The sequence below is a fragment of the Psychroflexus gondwanensis ACAM 44 genome, assembly GCF_000355905.1.
GTDB classification, from domain to species: domain Bacteria; phylum Bacteroidota; class Bacteroidia; order Flavobacteriales; family Flavobacteriaceae; genus Psychroflexus; species Psychroflexus gondwanensis.
Genome location: NZ_APLF01000003.1, coordinates 317,201 through 334,848, shown reverse-complemented (window position 1 = coordinate 334,848; position 17,648 = coordinate 317,201). Strand labels below are relative to the sequence as shown.

Here is a 17,648-nt window from a genome sequence, read left to right as displayed (position 1 = left end):
TTGAAGCAAAATTTAAAACAGAGTATACGAAATCGATTAAGAAATATAAGATTGGTTTTGTATTTTAGCAGTTCAACCAATATTGCCCAATTCATGGATATAAAATTTAATAAAAACGAGGATCACAACAAGCTTTTAGTTTCTGACTTAAGAAGCAGGTTTGCTAAAGTAAGTTTAGGTGGTGGTGAAAAAAAGATAGAAAAACACCACAGTAAAGGAAAAATGACTGCCCGAGAACGTATAGATTTTCTTCTAGACGATGCTAAAGACTGTATTGAAATAGGAGCCTTTGCTGGAGACGGAATGTACGAAGATCATGGGGGTTGTCCTGGTGGCGGCGTTGTGGTTAAAATTGGCAAAGTTTCAGGCAAGAAGGTCATAGTTGTAGCCAACGATGCAACAGTAAAAGCAGGTGCTTGGTTTCCTATTACAGGAAAAAAGAATTTGAGAGCTCAAGAAATTTCAATTGAAAATAGACTGCCAATTATTTATTTAGTAGATAGCGCTGGAGTTTACCTCCCCATGCAAGATGAAATTTTTCCAGACAAAGAGCATTTTGGAAGAATCTTTAGGAACAATGCGGTGATGAGTAGCATGGGAATCACGCAAATTTCTGCGGTGATGGGAAGCTGTGTTGCTGGCGGGGCTTATTTACCCATTATGAGCGATGAGGCAATGATTGTAGATAAAACAGGTAGTATTTTCTTAGCCGGGAGTTATCTTGTAAAAGCAGCTATTGGTGAAAGTGTCGATAACGAAACCTTAGGCGGAGCAACAACACACTGCGAAATTAGTGGAGTTACAGATTACAAAGCTAAAGATGACAAAGATGCACTCACAAAAATTAAAAGAATTGTTGATAAAATTGGTGATTTCGATAAGGCTGGTTTTAACCGAAAAACACCAAAGAAACCAAAATTAAATCCGAAAGAAATCTATGGTTTGCTTCCTGCTAAAAGAAGTGACCAATACGATATGACGCCTATAATAGAACGTCTTGTAGACGATTCAGAATTCGATGAGTATAAAGCCGGCTACGGCCAAACTATCATAACAGGATACGCCAGAATTGACGGCTGGGCCGTTGGTATTGTTGCCAACCAAAGGAAGCTAGTGAAAACTAAAAGTGGGGAGATGCAATTTGGAGGTGTGATCTATAGCGATTCTGCCGACAAGGCTACACGATTTATAGCCAATTGTAATCAGAAGAAAATTCCCTTAGTATTTGTCCAAGATGTGACTGGATTTATGGTAGGGAGCAAAAGTGAACATGGTGGAATTATAAAAGACGGTGCCAAAATGGTAAATGCGGTGAGTAATTCTGTAGTGCCAAAATTTACAGTCATCATTGGTAATTCTTATGGCGCAGGAAATTATGCCATGTGTGGAAAAGCTTATGATCCAAGATTAATTTTTGCATGGCCGAGTGCAGAATTGGCTGTGATGAGTGGAAACTCCGCAGCTAAAGTCCTATTATCTATCGAAACCTCTCGACTAAAAGCTAAAGGAGAGAAAATTACCGAAGAGAAAGAAAAGGAACTTTACGATAAAATTAAAAATGATTACGATACCCAAACAAGTCCATACTATGCTGCGGCAAGACTATGGACAGATGCCGTCATTGAGCCTTTAGACACTAGAAAGTGGATTTCGAATGGAATAGAAATCGCCAACCACTCCCCTATTACTAAAGATTTTAATTTAGGGGTGATTCAGACTTAATTCTTCTAAAATTTTTAAACAAAAAAGGCGCTACGATTATTACCGGTAGCGCCTTTTTTATGGATTTTATTTAAAGATTTACTCCACTACAAATCTTTCGGTGAATAATTTTGACTCGGTGTTTACTTTTAAAATATAGAGTCCTGAACTTAGATTATTGATTCCTATATTTAATAAGTCATTTTCACTTTTGATTAAAGTGTCAAAAACTAACTGACCGTTCATATTAAATATTTTCATAGATGTATTTTCATCTATAGATAATCCAAGTAATTCCAAAGAAATAAAACGAGAAGCTGGATTTGGATAAACTGTAATATTTCCATCTGGATTTATGTTAGAAATTGTTAAGAAAACAGTTCCTTCATAGGCACCAAGATAAGTCTCTACATCTTCTCTGAGATTACCCAATATATCCTGGTCGATTTCTTCCAGTCTAGGTACAATATAGTCTAGAGGATTATCTACATCAGGTGAAATACTAAAATCATTTGATGCTATATCTTGAAACACAGGAGAAAAGCTTACGCTATTTTCATTGGTTTCAGAAAAACTAATAAATTCTGCTAGGTCATTCGTGAATTGCTCAGTTTCTCCCAATCGACGACCGATACTACCTAGGAAACCATTCACACCATCTGCAAATAAAAGGTTGTAATCTGATACCAAAAAACCTCTGTCACTATTACCGTCTACTAAAGCATAAGACCTATACGCTTCATCTTCAGTTGAAATAGAATTTGTAATAATATTATTGAACACTTCTGCTGGAGGTTGACCAGAAGATCCGCTTCTTAACTGTATTCCTGCGGAAGGATAGCTCACGGCCTCCTCCGCTTCCAATACTATAGTGTTATGTAATAACCTTGTTAAACCTACATTTCCATCTTGTTCGAAAACCCAAACTCCAAATAAATATAAACTAGGATCTGATGTTGAAGCTGTGAAATTACTCCTCACAAGTCCAGAAATTTTATTATTGGCAATTACTGTTGAATCTCCGGAAATAGTACTTACTTTCATTCCATAAGTAGAACCTATAGTTCCTTCATATTCCACATAGTTTATTGTATTCTGACTAATTTCTCCTGAGCCTGAGTCAATACTTATAGCGCTTGTGCTCACAGGAAGAACAGGAGAAGCATTTAAGTTGGTAATACTTTCAAAAACATTATTTTGGATTAACATATCCTTATTTCCTAGAGTATTAATCCCAAAAGAACCACTACTTAAATCGTGACCTAAGCTTGTATTACTTCCGAATGAACTATTTATAATTTGATTATTTGTGTCTTCAAAATCAACTCTTCCGAAAAAGTCCGCGGAAGCTAAAATTTGAATACCACTACCAGAATTGTCTATAGAAACATTGTCAATAAGGTTATTGCTATTAGTAGCCTCTTGGCTACTTGCATCAGAGACAAAGCGAATTCCTCGTGTTGAAGTTAGTGGTCTTGCACCATTTGCCCCTAAAAAAATAGAACAATCTCTTACGATATTAAATGAGCATCCCTCAGAAGAGGATCCTACAAAACTAAAACCTCTTTCCAGTTCGTTGCCTGCATCACTTATATCTCTAATATTTAAATTCTCGAATGTAATGTAACTTAAGGCATTAATCGTAAAAGCGGCATCTGTTGAAGAGGAAGTTCCAATAATTTCAAAAAAAACTGAATCTGGTTCTGCTGTAATAATTAAAGGTGAAGTCTCAGAAAGCCCTGGTATTGACTCTAAAGTCAATATATCGGAATAAGTTCCTGGAACTATTGTAAAAGTAGCACCTCCATCTCCAACACCTTCTGCTTGTAGGTCAACTATCATTTGAGTAAAAGTTTCATAGTCAGAATTTAAATCTCCAACTGTAAATTCTCCTGTTAAGCCTTGTGCTGAGGAGATAAAACTTCCTAAAAGGAATAAATAAAAGTAAAAATATCTCATGGTTATAAATTTATGATTTTCTAAAGCTAAATATTACTCGCTTAAGGTATAACATAGGGTTTATTAAATAATTCATAAAATATCCGAGCATTGTTTAGGATTTAGCTTTGTTATTTGCTTATTTTCCGATAATGTACAAGAAATAATTCGGCAGATTCATTTCAGCCCAACACCCTTAAAGTCTCTCATGAAGAAAGCCAACTTATTTTAATGAAAAGACTTTAATATCAGCATTACATAAAATCATCATTTCGAAAGATTAAAACCAGTGGCAATAGTTGAAGCTAATAAATATTAGAAAAGCAAAAAATCTAATTCAATGTTAGCTCAGCTAAGATGTTATCCACAAACTGAAAAGCCAATCACACAAACAGCACAATTTTTTTTTCACTAAAGAAAACGCAAGGTAAATAGAGCTATTTTTTTTCCATAACGATAAAAAAAAATGAAATTATATGGGAAACAGTGATGAAAATTAATATATTTAAAATTATGTTAAGAGTTTCAAACCAATAGAAAAAATATGGAGCTAATCCAAAATAATCCTTATCGAATTGCAGGTATTCTGTCAAACTTTACTGAACGAGAATTACAGAAGCAAAAAGCCAAAACTAGAGCCTACTCAAAGGTTGGAAAAGAAACTAAATCTGAATATGATTTCCAAATTCTTGATAATATTACAAGAACAGAAGAGTCAATAAATAAAGCTTTTTCTCATATTCAGCAAAACCAAGACAAGGTAAACTTCGCTTTATTTTGGTTTTTAAATGCAAATCCTTTTGACAATGCGGCAATTGCATATCTTAAAAAAGGTAATGAAGACAAAGCAGTAGAGATTTGGGAAAAGGTAACCCTAAATAAGGAAGTAAATTCTAAAAACTTCTCTGCGTTCAACAATTTGGGAACTTACAAATTATTAAGCCAAGACCATATAAAACAAGGCATTGAAGCCAAGATCAAACTAATTGAATCTGACTACTTTGAAAACTTTGTTCATTCTGTAGCTGATAAAACATTTACGATTGACAATGAAAAACAAATTGAAATATTGGTTGATGAATTGCTAATGCAATTCAAAAACCAATATTCTAGTTCTGAAACATTGCAATTATTTAGCAATTGTAACGGTTCAACACAAAAATATCTTTCAAAAAAATTCACAGAAGAACCAATACATGAAATTGAAAGCAAAATTGAAATTAACAAAAAGAAACGCAAAGGAAACAGAAGCGGTGCTTATGAATTTGGTTCAAGGCTTTTCACAAATACAAAAGAGAACTTATCTCTTCTTAAGTCCATACTTGGAACAAATGACCTAAAATACAAAGCAGTTGCAGACCAGTTAGCAAATGAAATATTGCAATGTGGAATTGATTATTTCAATGAAAGTAAAAAAAATAATTCGATTGTAAACTATCTTGAATCAGCTAAAAAGCTAATAAAATTAGCTGATTCAATTAAGGTAGGTAAATTAACCGAAGAGAGAATCCAGGATAGTCTTACTTCAATTGAAGAACTTGAAGATTCGGAAATTAAACAACTTATACAACTATTTCATTCGATTAAAAATGCATTCAGAACTAATGGTGATCTGATTTTACTGAATGTGAATAAATTAATTTCGGAAGACATTGATTTAAAAGCAGGAAAGAAGGGGTTAAATATTAAAGCAATTAATGAAAATATTGAAAACTGTATTGACTGGGAAAAAGCTAATAACTTAGTTATTGATGCACTGGATGAAAAAAAAATATTTAATTTAAAATATAATACAAAAAAGAAGCTAAAAGACGAATTAATAGGATTGATTAAATGGTATGAAAGGTGTAGCCAAGTTAAATCTGATATTAGTGATATTATAGAAAAATATAATAATTTAAAACCTAAAATACCTTTTCAAATATTATCATCAGAAATCATTAATATTTATAATAACCCATTTTATTATAAATATTTAGATGATATTAAGATAGTGCTGAAATTAGAAGTGTTTGAGAGTTCAATAATTGACTTTAATGTTAACAAAAAAACAAAATTTGATCTCTTAAATAAACTTTTAGAAGATGCTGATTTGCCAAAGATAAATATTTATGACAGTCATAGTTCTTATGATCTATCTCCTGCTCCTGTCGACAATGTTAAAGTTTATAATAGGGCTAAAAACAACTTAAAATATAAATTAAAAATTCCTGGTACTGAAATTAAGTATTACCATAAAGAATCAATAAAACTAAATGAAGGCCTGACAGAAGTAGTTCTTCCATGTTATAAATGTAACAAGATAAATGAAAACATGTTTGAAGTCATAGAGGCACCATCAGCAAAAATTCGCAGAGAATTATTAGTTGCTGAAGATGATTTAGAGTTAATTAATCAAGCGGATTTTTTTGCTACAGAAATTGAGTCTGCTGAAAAAGGAATGAATGTAATTAAAATATTTAAGTTTTTCAGACCGAAAGCTGAAAAAATCGCACAAATTAAATCGCAACAAAATAAAATTGAACAACTTATAGAGAAGTCAAAAAAAGAAAAAAAGAAAAACTCAAGAGGAAAAGATTTATAAATTAAAGATGGAGCTTTCAGTATCAAAATATTAACAATGAAAAAAACACTACTAATAATTACGTTTCTAGGAGCCACAAGCCTTTTTGCTCAACAGCAACAAGATTCTATTTTAGAGAATAAAATCAGAAAAATTGAAGCCCAAGTCAATAAACAAGAACAAGATATAAAACAAATATCTTTAGAATTGGAAAAAGATTATTGGACGTATAGAGGAGTCAAAAAAGAAACGCAAAAAAAGATCACCCAGCAAAAAAAAACAATTGATAGTTTAAAGCAACTTATCAATATGAGTAACCAAAAGTTGGTGCTAGTTAACGATAATCTCGACTCTAAAATTAAACAAACAGATGAAACAGTGTTTTCCAACAATTCAAAAATATCTGAACTCGATAATAGTTTAGATAAAAATCAATTATATTGGATTATTGCCACTTTAGGTACTCTTTTATTAGGCGGTTTATTATTTTGGTTATTGGGAAAACGTATCAAGACAAGCAAAACAGATGTTGAAACTCAAATAAAGAACACAAAAACGGCATTAGAAGAAGAAAGCGTGAAGTTGGATAATAAGTTAGTGGAAGTTTTGGAAACTCAATTAAAACTAAAGCATGAAGAAAGCAAATCACAACCAAGTATTTCAAATAAAAAAGCAGACCATTCTTTGGCTTTAAAAGTAGCTGACGAAATCATACGAATTCAGAAGAATTTAAGCCGAATGGACGAAAGTACAAAAGGATTAAAGCAGTTGAATTCTTCTGTCCAGCGTATTCAAGATAACTTTGCAGCTAACGGTTATGAGTTGGTCGAAATGATTGGTAAAGAATATAATGAAGGAATGAAAGTTACAGCAAATTTTGTTCCAAGTGAAAACATAGAAACAGGGAACGAAATTATTACACGAATCATAAAGCCCCAAGTAAATTATAAAGGCACTATGATTCAATCAGCTCAAATTGAAGTAAGCATAGGAGAATAAAAAAACATCAAATGGCTAGAACAAAAATAGACTACGGAATTGATTTAGGAACTACAAATTCCGCAATTTCTAGAATGGAAAATGGAGAAGCAACCATTAAAAAAACAGACACATTAAAAGACACAATGCCTTCTTGTGTTTACATTAATAAAAAGAAAGCAATACAAGTAGGAGATAGTTCATATAACGCTTTAGAAAGAGACCAATTAAGAGCAATGCTCAATTGGGATAACTCAAAATCAAATGCATACATCGAGTTTAAAAGAACAATGGGAAGTGATAAATCATACTCAAGTTCAAATCTTGGAAAAGATTTAACTTCAGAAGAATTATCAGCCGAAGTTTTAAAGACTTTAAAATCTTTTGTAAAGGATGAAAAGGTAAATTCTATCGTTATTACAGTTCCTGCAGCTTTTAAAAACAATCAGAAAGAAGCAACAAGAGAAGCAGCAAAATTAGCAGGTTTTGACCATATCGAATTATTACAAGAACCTGTTGCAGCAGCAATGGCTTACGGATTAGATTCTGACAAAAAAGATGGTTTTTGGCTTGTTTTTGATTTTGGCGGTGGAACTTTTGATGCAGCACTTTTAAAAGTTGAAGAAGGCATTATGAAAGTGAGAGATACCGAAGGAGATAATTATCTTGGTGGTAAAAATTTAGATTATGCAATTGTTGATGAAATTATAATTCCATATCTAAAGGAAAATAATGCAATAGACTCTATTTTATCTGACGATACTAAAAAACAGATTCTGCGAAACGCAATGAAATTTTATGCTGAAAAAACTAAAATTCAACTTTCTTTTAACGATACGCATAATATTCTTTCTGAGCTTGGAGATATTCCTGGAGAAGATGATGAAGGAGTTGAGTTTGAATTAGACATTACAGTTACACAGGAAATTATCTCACAAGTTCTTTCACCTATTTTTCAAAAAACAATTGATGTTAGTAAAAACCTTTTAGGAAGAAATAATTTAAAAGGCTCGTCATTAGATTCATTAATACTCGTTGGTGGACCAACATTTTCGCCTGTGTTACGAAAAATGTTAGAAACTCAAATTTGTAAACCAGATACGAGTGCTGACCCAATGACAGTAGTATCGAAAGGTGCCGCCTTATATGCTTCTACAGTTGATGTTTCGGAAGAAGTAAGAGAGCAAACAAAGGATAAAACTAAGATTCAGTTAAAAATTGCCAATGAATCTTCAACAGTAGAAACAGAAGAGTTTGTATCAATCAAAATTTTAGCAGACAAAACAGAAGGCGATATCCCTGAAAAAGTACTTACAGAAGTTACAAGAGGTGATAAGGCTTGGTCAAGTGGAAAAGTAGAAATAAATACTATTGGTGATGTTATTGAAATTCAACTGAGCGAAGGTAAAACCAACGTTTTTAATGTTGTTCTTTATGATGATAAGGGTAATATTCTAGAATGTGAACCAAGTTCATTTAATGTTATTCAAGGTTCAAAAATAGGTAGTGCAACATTAGCTTATAATTTTGGAATAGAACTAAAGGATCGAGCAACAGGCAAGATTAAGTTTAGGACAGTAAATAATTTAGAAAAAAACATGTCCATTCCAGCTGTGGGTACAAAAAATGGTTTAAAAACGCAAAAACAAATACGTCCAGGAATGGACACTGACTTTATAAGAATACCTGTTTATGAAGGAGGACACGATGCAGAAGGAACTAGAGCTATATATAATGAGCATGTAACAGATATAAAAATCAGCGGAGCAGATATACCTTCTTTATTACCTGAAAATAGTGATGTAGATTTAACCGTAAATATTGATAGGTCTGAAAAAATTACAGTTACTGCCTATTTTCCTTACTTGGATTTTTCATATGAAGTAACTGTTGAAAGGACTATTTCATCTATTGAAACTGATTGGTTGGCAAACGAAATTAGAAAAGCTAAAGGCAGTATTGCTGAACTGAAGCAAGATGAAAATTCTAATAATGACAAACTTCAACAAATTGAAAATGAATTAAAGCAGATAGAAAAGTCGTTTAAGAACAATGAGAATGATATTGATGGCAAACAAGAAGTTTTAACTAATTTAAGAAAGTCATTAAAAGAGATTGATTTATTAAACGAAACAACGGAATGGCCAAAATTAGAAGAGGAACTCAAAGAAGAGTTTTACAGATTAGAAAAAGTCAACAATGATTTAGGAAATGATAAAACCACTCAAATTGTTAATGAGTTTCGGGTACAATTAGAAGAGGTTATAAAAGCAAAAGACGTAAAACTTGGTAATGTTTTATTTGAAGACATCAATAGTTTCTTTATTCAATTAACATTAATCTATCAGCTTATCAATTTTATTAGAAGTCATAACGAGCATTTCGGTTCCTATAACTGGAAAGATAGCGGAAGAGCAAGAACTCTTTTAAACAGAGGCTTACAAGTTATAGGAGAAAATCCAGCTATAGATGAACTACATCCTGTGGTTATTTCATTAATAGACTTGTTGCCTAATGTCGAAAGACCAAGTGGTGATGATTCAGTTTTAATTGGGAAAAAATAATTATGAAGAAAAAGAAAAGAAAAATGCTTGATGAGTTCTATAATTATAAATACTGGAGAGACATACAAAGAAATCAACTGTCCATAAGTAGTAATATATTTTTCACATTTAATGTAGTGATTTTAGGTTTTGTTGTAGATTATTTGGCAAATGATGACAATCATTGTGGGATGAATTTAGTAATCAAGAATCTTTTTTTGGTAGCCATGGTTTTTCTCATATTGTCAATCGTCAGTTATGTGATTTTTAATATATTAAGATTAATTGATTATAGAAATACTGCACAAATTATACTTAGAGAAAAGTCAAATCACTATGTTAGTGCTAAAACAAAATATATGGGGCAAATAAATTGGATCCTGTTTATTTGCCAAATAACATTATCCGTTTTAGGCCTTTTAATTATTCTTTTCTCTTTCTATCAAATAATATTTAGAGACTAAAACAAAAAAAAAATGAAAATAGCCATACTAGGATGGGGATCATTGATTTGGAGCCCTACGACTTTACAGTACAACAAAGAAATAGGTTGGGATAAAGAAGGTCCAAAACTTCCTATAGAGTTTTCCAGAATTTCTCAAGATGGGAGATTAACTCTTGTTTTGGATAAAAATGCTGATAATGTTCAGACGTTTTTTACAACTTCATCATACCAAAAATTAGATGAAGCGGTTTTGAATTTGGCTGAAAGGGAGAGGTGTAGTACTAGAAAAATAGGTTATTATGAAAAGATTAGTGGTGAATTTAATCCGCATGATTTTTTATATAAAGAGAATATTAAAGAGTGGATGAATTCAAAAGATTTTGATGCTGCAATATGGACAAATTTAGGGAAAAAATTTAAGGATGAAATTGGGTTTTCCCACAACGCTGAAAATGTCATCAAATATTTAGAAAACTTACCGGAAAAAGTAAAAAATACTGCCGAAGAATACATTAGAAAAACTCCAGGAAATATTAAAACTCCAATAAGGCAGGTAATTATAGATAGGTTAAAGTGGACTGAAGTACAATTAAAACCTTAAATGAATAGAAATAAACACATATTACAAAAAGGTCAAACGATTGGCGATAAATATAAGGTAACGTTCTTCCTTAAAAAAGGAAGTTATGCGGAAACCTACCGTGTAAAAGACCAAGAAGGAAAAAACCAGTTATTGAAGCTGTTTTCCTATTCCAAACTGGATAGAACGCAGTTTAATGAAAATGGATATATCCTTGAAATTGAACTTTTAAGGAAAATCAAACATCCAAATTTGGTCAAGTATCGTGATAATGGAGATTTACTTATTGAAAATCAAAAATATGCTTTTGTAGTTCTTGATTTTATAAGTGGCGAAACATTGGCCGATAAAATGAAACGAGACCATACTTTTAATCCTTATGAAGCTAAAGATATAATTTCAGGTGTTTTAAATGGATTGAATTACTTGCATAATCTCGAAAATCCAATCATACACAATGATATTACAAACCTGAATATTATGACTGATTTGTCAGGAAAAGTAACTATTCCGAAAATCATTGATTTTGGTTATGCACGATATTTAAGTCAATCAAACAAAGACTTTTTAAAAAATGGATTAAATCCATTTTATCAAGCTAACGAAAGTTTCAACAAGGTGTTTTCTGTGCAAAGTGATGTGTTTTCTGTTGGAGCCTTATACTATCATTTATTATTTGGTTTACCTCCTTGGTTTGTAGAAATATCAAAATACAAATCGGACAAAATAAAGTTAGAAGATGCTGTTTTGGAAGAACGTAAGAAACCGCTGAAGTTTGAAAAAAATATAGATGAACAAACACAAAACATCATAACCAAAGCTTTACAACCAAATTCAGAAAACCGTTTTAAGAGTATAAAAGAATTTATTCAAGCTATTAATGGAGAATTAGAAGTTCAACAACTTTCAGTTACACAAGAAAAATCAATACCAAAACTCAAAGAAATAAAAAACGGGCAAGGATTTTCAGCAATTGCAGGAATGCAAGAGTTAAAAGACACGATACAATTAGATGTTATTGATGCTTTAAACGAAAAAGAGCGATATGCTGAATATGGTTTGACTATTCCAAACGGAATGTTGTTGTATGGTCCACCAGGCTGTGGAAAAACATTTTTTGCAGAAAGAATGGCAGAAGAGGTCGGATTTAACTTCTATCAAATAAAACCTTCTGATATTCAAAGTAAATTTGTAAATGAATCACAGGAAAAAATTAAAAATCTTTTTAATAAGGCTCGTGAAAATGCACCGAGTATTGTCTTTATTGATGAATTAGATGCTGTTGTTCCAAATAGGGATAACTCAAACGTAAATCATATGAACACGAGCGCTGTTAACGAATTTTTAGCACAAATGAATAATTGTGGAGATGATGGTGTTTTTGTAATTGGAGCAACAAATAGACCAAATTCAATTGACCCAGCAATTTTGAGAGCAGGTCGTTTGGATAAAGTAATATATTTGCCACCACCAGACTTTGAAGCTCGTGAATTAATGTTTAAATTATATTTAGAAAAACGACCTAGAGAAGTTGGTTTAGATTATTCAGTTTTCGCAAAATCAACAGAAAACTATGTTTCAAGCGATATAAAATTCCTATGTGACGAAGCTTCAAGAAAAGCACTAAAAATGAAGTCGAGAATTTCAAAAGAAACCTTATTAGAAACTATTACTAATAATCGACCTTCAATTTTTCTTAAAGAATTAAACAGTTACATAGCAATAAAGGCAAAAATGGAAGGATTAGCAGAAAACACAAAAGAACGACCAAGTATTGGTTTTAAAAACAATTAATATGGAAACAATAAACTTTGACCAGTTATTATTAAAGACTGCGTTTTCCTGTATGGCTTGTGATGGCGATATTGATAAACGTGAAGTAAAATTGATAAAGCGATTACACAAGGAAAAAAAGACTTTTGGTGAAATTAATATTAATTCAGAAATGGAAAATTTATTAATAGCCATAAATAGAGACGGTCAACAATTTTTAAAAGATTATTTTAATCAACTTACTACTTCTGTATTATCAGAAGCCAACGAACTAAAATTAATTGAAGTTGCAATTGAAACCATTAAAGCTGATAATAAAATTGAGTATAGTGAAATTAAATTTTTCAAGGTTATTCGTTCAAAATTAAAGATTGCAAACAAACCCATTTTAGAAAAAAACCCAGACTTTGAGGACTATTTAGAACAAGACATTATTAGCGATTCCTATTTAGCGAGACTTCAAGAAGACTTTTTTGACACACATATCTCAAATGAATTTGAACTTATAAGCGAAATTGATGCTGAAACACTCGACAGCTTTAAACAAAACAATGAAGAATAGCGAAACAATAATAAAAATTGTTTTAGCAATAGTACTGTTTTTATGTCTATTGAATATGCCGTATGGATTTTATCAATTAGTCCGTTTTATGGCATTAATCGGATTTGGAATTTTGGCGTATAAAGCAAAAGAACAGAATAAGAATACGGAAATGATTATTTACGGAGGACTTGCACTACTCTTTCAACCATTTTTTAAAATCGCACTTGGAAGAGAAATGTGGAATATTGTGGACGTGATTGTCGGAATTGGACTTATTGCAAGTTTGTTTATGAATAGAACAAAAAGCCAACGCTAAAAGCCATACACAAATATTTAAAAAAAATTTCTTCTTCTATTTACTGCTAAATATTGTAATTTCGAGTATATATTAATTTCAACTGAGGTGTGGTTTATAAAAAACGCAATTACAAGAAAAAATTTAATGGCGCTTACAGGGCTTTTTCTTTGTTTTTTCTTGGTTATTCACCTGTTAGGTAATTTACAATTACTTCTAGCACCCGATAAAGCGCAGTTACAATACAATTTATATAGTGATTTTCTATCCAATAATATTTTAATCAAAATTATTTCATACGTCTTGTATGCTAGTATTTTGGCGCATACTATCGATTCAATTTACCTAACTATTAAAGCCAAAAAAGCGTCGGGTTCTCCGTATGTAAGAGATAGGAGAAATAGAGCAAGCAAATGGTATGCTAGACAAATGATGCTTCTTGGCACAATTGTATTTGCCTTTTTAGTCATTCACTTGAAAAACTTTTGGTTCACTTATAAATTTGGTATACTACCTGCCGACGCTAATGGAAATAAAGATTTATACGGATTGGTGGTAAATTCATTTCAAGACTTATGGTATGTTATTTTTTATAGCATAGCTATTTTAGCTTTAGGTTTTCATCTATTACATGGTTTCTTTAGTGCTTTTAGAAGTTTAGGATTATACCATCCAACCTACGATAAACTTGTAAAATCAATAGGTGTTTTATTTGCCTTGGCTATAACGGCTGGTTATGTCATTATTCCTTTTTATATCTACTTAAATCTATAATTATGGCAAAAGAAATTCATGCAAATATTCCTGAGGGAGATTTAAAAGATAAATGGAGCAATTACAAAGCACAAGCAAAACTTGTAAGTCCTAATAACCGAAAAAAGTTGGAAATAATTGTTGTTGGTACAGGATTGGCCGGTGCCTCGGCAGCAGCATCTTTGGCCGAAATGGGTTACAAGATTAAAAGTTTTTGTTTTCAAGATTCTCCTAGGCGGGCGCACTCTGTTGCAGCCCAAGGTGGAGTAAATGCGATGAAAAACTATCAAAATGATGGCGATAGCGTCTACAGAATGTTTCATGATACTTTGAAAGGGGGTGATTTTAGGTCTAGAGAAGCTAACACGTATCGCTTGGCAGAATGTTCGGCTAGTTTAATAGATCAAGCAGTTGCACAAGGGGTACCATTTGGAAGAGAATATAGTGGTTATCTTAAAAACAGGTCGTTTGGTGGCGTTCAAGTTTCCAGGACTTTTTACGCTCGTGGACAAACAGGACAACAGCTACTTTTAGGGGCTTATCAAGCATTAATGCGGCAAAAAGAAATAGGAAGTGTAAAGCTTTACACCCGGCATGAAATGTTAGATTTAGTAACCATCGATAATAAAGCTAAGGGCATTATTGCCAGGAATTTAGATACAGGTGAAATTGAACGTCATGGAGCTCATGCCGTTATTTTGGCAACTGGAGGTTTCGGGAAAATTTATTATTTATCTACTTTGGCTATGGGATGCAATGCTTCTGCAATATGGCGAGCTCATAAAAAAGGAGCTTTGATGGCCAACCCAAGTTGGACACAAATTCATCCTACTTGTTTACCTCAAAGCGGTCCTTACCAATCCAAACTAACTTTGATGTCCGAATCTTTAAGAAACGATGGACGAATATGGGTGCCAAAAGCAACTAACGATAAAAAATCACCTATAGAAATACCTGAAGACGAACGAGATTATTACCTTGAACGTAAATATCCTGCTTTCGGAAACTTAGCTCCTCGCGATATTGCTTCTAGAGCGGCAAAAGAACAAATTGATATTGGAAAAGGAGTTGGCCCTTTACGAAATGCCGTCTATTTAGATTTTGCTCACGCCATCACCGAATACGGAAAAGATGTAATTGCCGAACGCTATGGTAACCTATTTGATATGTATCAAAAAATAACTGGTATTAATGCTTATGAAGAACCCATGAAAATTTCTCCCTCTGCTCACTTTTCGATGGGCGGACTTTGGGTCGATTATGATTTGATGACCACAATCCCGGGGCTTTTTGCTATAGGTGAGGCTAATTTTTCAGATCATGGCGCAAATAGATTGGGAGCCAATTCGCTACTGCAAGCCTGTGTAGATGGCTACTATATTGCCCCTTGTACCTTACAAAATTATTTATCTGATCAAATTCAAGTTGAAAAAACTCAAATTAACCATCCAGCTTTTCAAGAAGCTGAAAGGCTCGCAAAAAAGCAATTAGAAAACTTTGTTGAATCAAAAGGAAACAAAACCGCGGAGGAGTTTCACCGTGAGATTGGAAAAATATTATACGATAAATGCGGGTTATCGCGATCTGAACAAGAATTAAAAAAAGCAATTTTACAAATTCAAAATTTGCGAGAAGAATTTCAACAAAACTTACTCGTTCCAGGTGACGCTCACGAGATTAATAGTGAATTAGAAAAGGCTGGAAGAGTGAGTGATTATATGGAATTAGCAGAATTAATGTGTGTAGATGCTTTAGAGCGAAATGAATCTTGTGGAGCACATTTTAGAGAAGAATTCCAAACCGAAGATGGAGAAGCTGAACGCAATGACGATGATTATGCTTATTCAGCAGCTTGGGAATGGAGCGGAAAAGCTTCAAAACCAATTTTAAATAAAGAACCCCTTCATTTTACATATGTTCAACCTTCAAAACGAAGCTATAAATAGAAGTACTTATGAAAATACATTTGAAGATATGGCGACAAAAAGATCAAAAAGCTAAAGGCAAATTAGAATCCTATTCATTAAATGAAGTAGATGCAAAAATGTCTTTTCTTGAAATGTTAGATATGCTCAATTTGCAACTAGCCAAAAAAGGTGAGCGTCCAGTCGAATTTGATCACGATTGCCGTGAAGGAATTTGTGGTCAATGCGGTGTTATGATTAATGGGATTGCACATGGCCCATTAAAAAAGACCACTACTTGTCAACTACATATGCGCTCTTTTAAAAATGGTGATACTATATATGTAGAACCCTTTAAATCAAAAGCCTTTCCTATTATAAGAGATTTAAAAGTAGATCGTTCTAGTTTTGATGAAATTATTGCTGCTGGCGGGTATATTTCTGTCAATACTGGTCAAGCACCTGAAGCTAACAGTATACCAATTACTCATGAGGAAGCAGAATCCGCTTTTAATTCTGCGGCCTGTATAGGATGTGGAGCTTGTGTAGCCACTTGTAAAAATGCTAGTGCTGCACTATTTACGTCGGCAAAAATTACACAGTTTGCGAATTTACCACAAGGAAAAAAGGAAAGTAAGCAAAGAACCGTAAATATGGTAAATCGGATGGAAGAACTCGATTTTGGACATTGTACAAATACAGAAGCTTGCCAGGTAGAATGTCCTCAAGATATTTCTGTACTTAATATTGCTCGCATGAATTATGAATATAATAAAGCAAAATTGACAAAATAAAACACAGGATTTTAAAAATGAAAATCAGTCAATTATTGCTTTTTTCGGTAAAACTCCAAGCTTTAAAAAGTAAAATTTAATCTAAAAATTTCGGATATATTTGAATTTATCCATTAGTAATCAACAAATAAATATCTTAATACATGAACTCAACGCCTAAAAACCTTCAAGTTATTTTTGAAGATAATCACCTTATTGTCATCAACAAACGGCCTGGTGATATTGTGCAAGGAGACAAGACTGGGGATATGCCCTTAAGCGAAGTAGTGAAATTGTATTTAAAAGAGAAGTATAATAAACCTGGAGAGGCGTACTTAGGAGTTGTGCATCGGCTAGATAGACCAACGAGTGGCATTGTGGTATTTTCAAAAACCTCTAAAGCACTTTCAAGGTTAAATAAAGCTTTCGCCAATAGAGATACGCATAAAGTCTACTGGGCAATAGTCAAAAATAAACCTAAATCAGATTCAGCTAGGCTGGTGCATTATCTCAAACGCAATACCAAGCAAAATAAATCCTATGCCCATATCAAACCTGTAGAAGATTCTAAAGAAGCTGTCCTCAGCTATCAAAGGATTCAATCTTTAGATAATTACCATGTGTTGGAAATCACTTTGGAAACCGGCAGACACCATCAAATAAGAAGTCAATTATCTGCTATAGGTTGTCCGATAAAAGGAGATTTAAAGTATGGATTTGACAGGAGCAATAAAGATGCTAGTATTCATCTACACGCCAAAAAATTGACGATTACTCATCCAGTCCGCAAGGAAGATATCAGTTTTGAAGCTAAATTACCAGATGAAGTCTTATGGAACAGTTGCAAGGCATAATTCA

At 32.7% G+C, this 17,648-nt stretch carries 14 protein-coding genes; 13 read left to right on the top strand and 1 reads right to left on the bottom strand.

Translation table 11 applies throughout. The annotated features are described in order from the left end of the window. Positions 1 to 93 precede the first annotated feature (93 nt). Positions 94 to 1,722, top strand: coding sequence for an acyl-CoA carboxylase subunit beta (locus tag PGOND44_RS03650; RefSeq protein ID WP_040555740.1), 1,629 nt, complete (start codon positions 94 to 96; stop codon positions 1,720 to 1,722). 78 nt (positions 1,723 to 1,800) lie between these two features. Here PGOND44_RS03650 and PGOND44_RS03645 read toward each other — a convergent pair whose 3' ends face one another. After that, positions 1,801 to 3,660, bottom strand: coding sequence for a T9SS type A sorting domain-containing protein (locus PGOND44_RS03645; protein WP_003436786.1), 1,860 nt, complete (start codon positions 3,658 to 3,660; stop codon positions 1,801 to 1,803). 523 nt (positions 3,661 to 4,183) lie between these two features. Between PGOND44_RS03645 and PGOND44_RS03640 the strand changes: the two genes are divergently transcribed. The 12 genes from PGOND44_RS03640 (at position 4,184) to PGOND44_RS03585 (ending at position 17,644) form a co-directional block, all read left to right on the top strand. Continuing rightward, complete coding sequence (locus PGOND44_RS03640; RefSeq protein WP_003436784.1) at positions 4,184 to 6,223, top strand: hypothetical protein; 2,040 nt, start codon at positions 4,184 to 4,186, stop codon at positions 6,221 to 6,223. A 36-nt stretch (positions 6,224 to 6,259) separates the two neighbouring features. Then, positions 6,260 to 7,201, top strand: coding sequence for a glycyl radical enzyme family protein (locus tag PGOND44_RS03635; RefSeq protein WP_003436781.1), 942 nt, complete (start codon positions 6,260 to 6,262; stop codon positions 7,199 to 7,201). Positions 7,202 to 7,212: 11 nt separating this feature from the next. Continuing rightward, entirely contained in the window at positions 7,213 to 9,744 is a 2,532-nt protein-coding gene (locus PGOND44_RS03630; RefSeq protein ID WP_003436780.1) for an Hsp70 family protein, read from the top strand. Between the two features lie 2 nt (positions 9,745 to 9,746). Beyond that, the gene (locus PGOND44_RS03625) at positions 9,747 to 10,187 is read left to right on the top strand and encodes a hypothetical protein (RefSeq protein ID WP_003436779.1); all 441 of its coding nucleotides are present in this window, start codon (positions 9,747 to 9,749) and stop codon (positions 10,185 to 10,187) included. Positions 10,188 to 10,199: 12 nt separating this feature from the next. Next, on the top strand, positions 10,200 to 10,769 hold the full coding sequence (locus PGOND44_RS14950) for a hypothetical protein (protein ID WP_003436778.1): 570 nt from the start codon (positions 10,200 to 10,202) through the stop codon (positions 10,767 to 10,769). Further along, entirely contained in the window at positions 10,770 to 12,542 is a 1,773-nt protein-coding gene (locus PGOND44_RS03615; RefSeq protein WP_003436777.1) for an AAA family ATPase, read from the top strand. 1 nt (position 12,543) lies between these two features. Then, a complete protein-coding gene (locus PGOND44_RS03610; RefSeq protein ID WP_040555739.1) occupies positions 12,544 to 13,083 on the top strand; it encodes a PX domain-containing protein in 540 nt (179 codons plus the stop codon). Next, entirely contained in the window at positions 13,073 to 13,381 is a 309-nt protein-coding gene (locus PGOND44_RS03605) for a DUF6804 family protein (RefSeq protein WP_003436775.1), read from the top strand. Before PGOND44_RS03610 ends, PGOND44_RS03605 begins: the two co-directional genes overlap by 11 nt. Positions 13,382 to 13,477: 96 nt before the next feature. Then, complete coding sequence (locus PGOND44_RS03600; RefSeq protein ID WP_040555770.1) at positions 13,478 to 14,134, top strand: succinate dehydrogenase cytochrome b subunit; 657 nt, start codon at positions 13,478 to 13,480, stop codon at positions 14,132 to 14,134. A gap of 2 nt (positions 14,135 to 14,136) precedes the next feature. Further along, on the top strand, positions 14,137 to 16,059 hold the full coding sequence (locus PGOND44_RS03595) for a fumarate reductase/succinate dehydrogenase flavoprotein subunit (RefSeq protein WP_003436773.1): 1,923 nt from the start codon (positions 14,137 to 14,139) through the stop codon (positions 16,057 to 16,059). Between the two features lie 8 nt (positions 16,060 to 16,067). Continuing rightward, entirely contained in the window at positions 16,068 to 16,811 is a 744-nt protein-coding gene (locus tag PGOND44_RS03590) for a succinate dehydrogenase/fumarate reductase iron-sulfur subunit (RefSeq protein WP_003436771.1), read from the top strand. 143 nt (positions 16,812 to 16,954) lie between these two features. Then, positions 16,955 to 17,644: an RluA family pseudouridine synthase gene (locus PGOND44_RS03585; RefSeq protein WP_003436769.1), complete on the top strand. Its 690-nt coding sequence runs from the start codon at positions 16,955 to 16,957 to the stop codon at positions 17,642 to 17,644. The last annotated feature ends 4 nt before the right edge of the window (positions 17,645 to 17,648 follow it).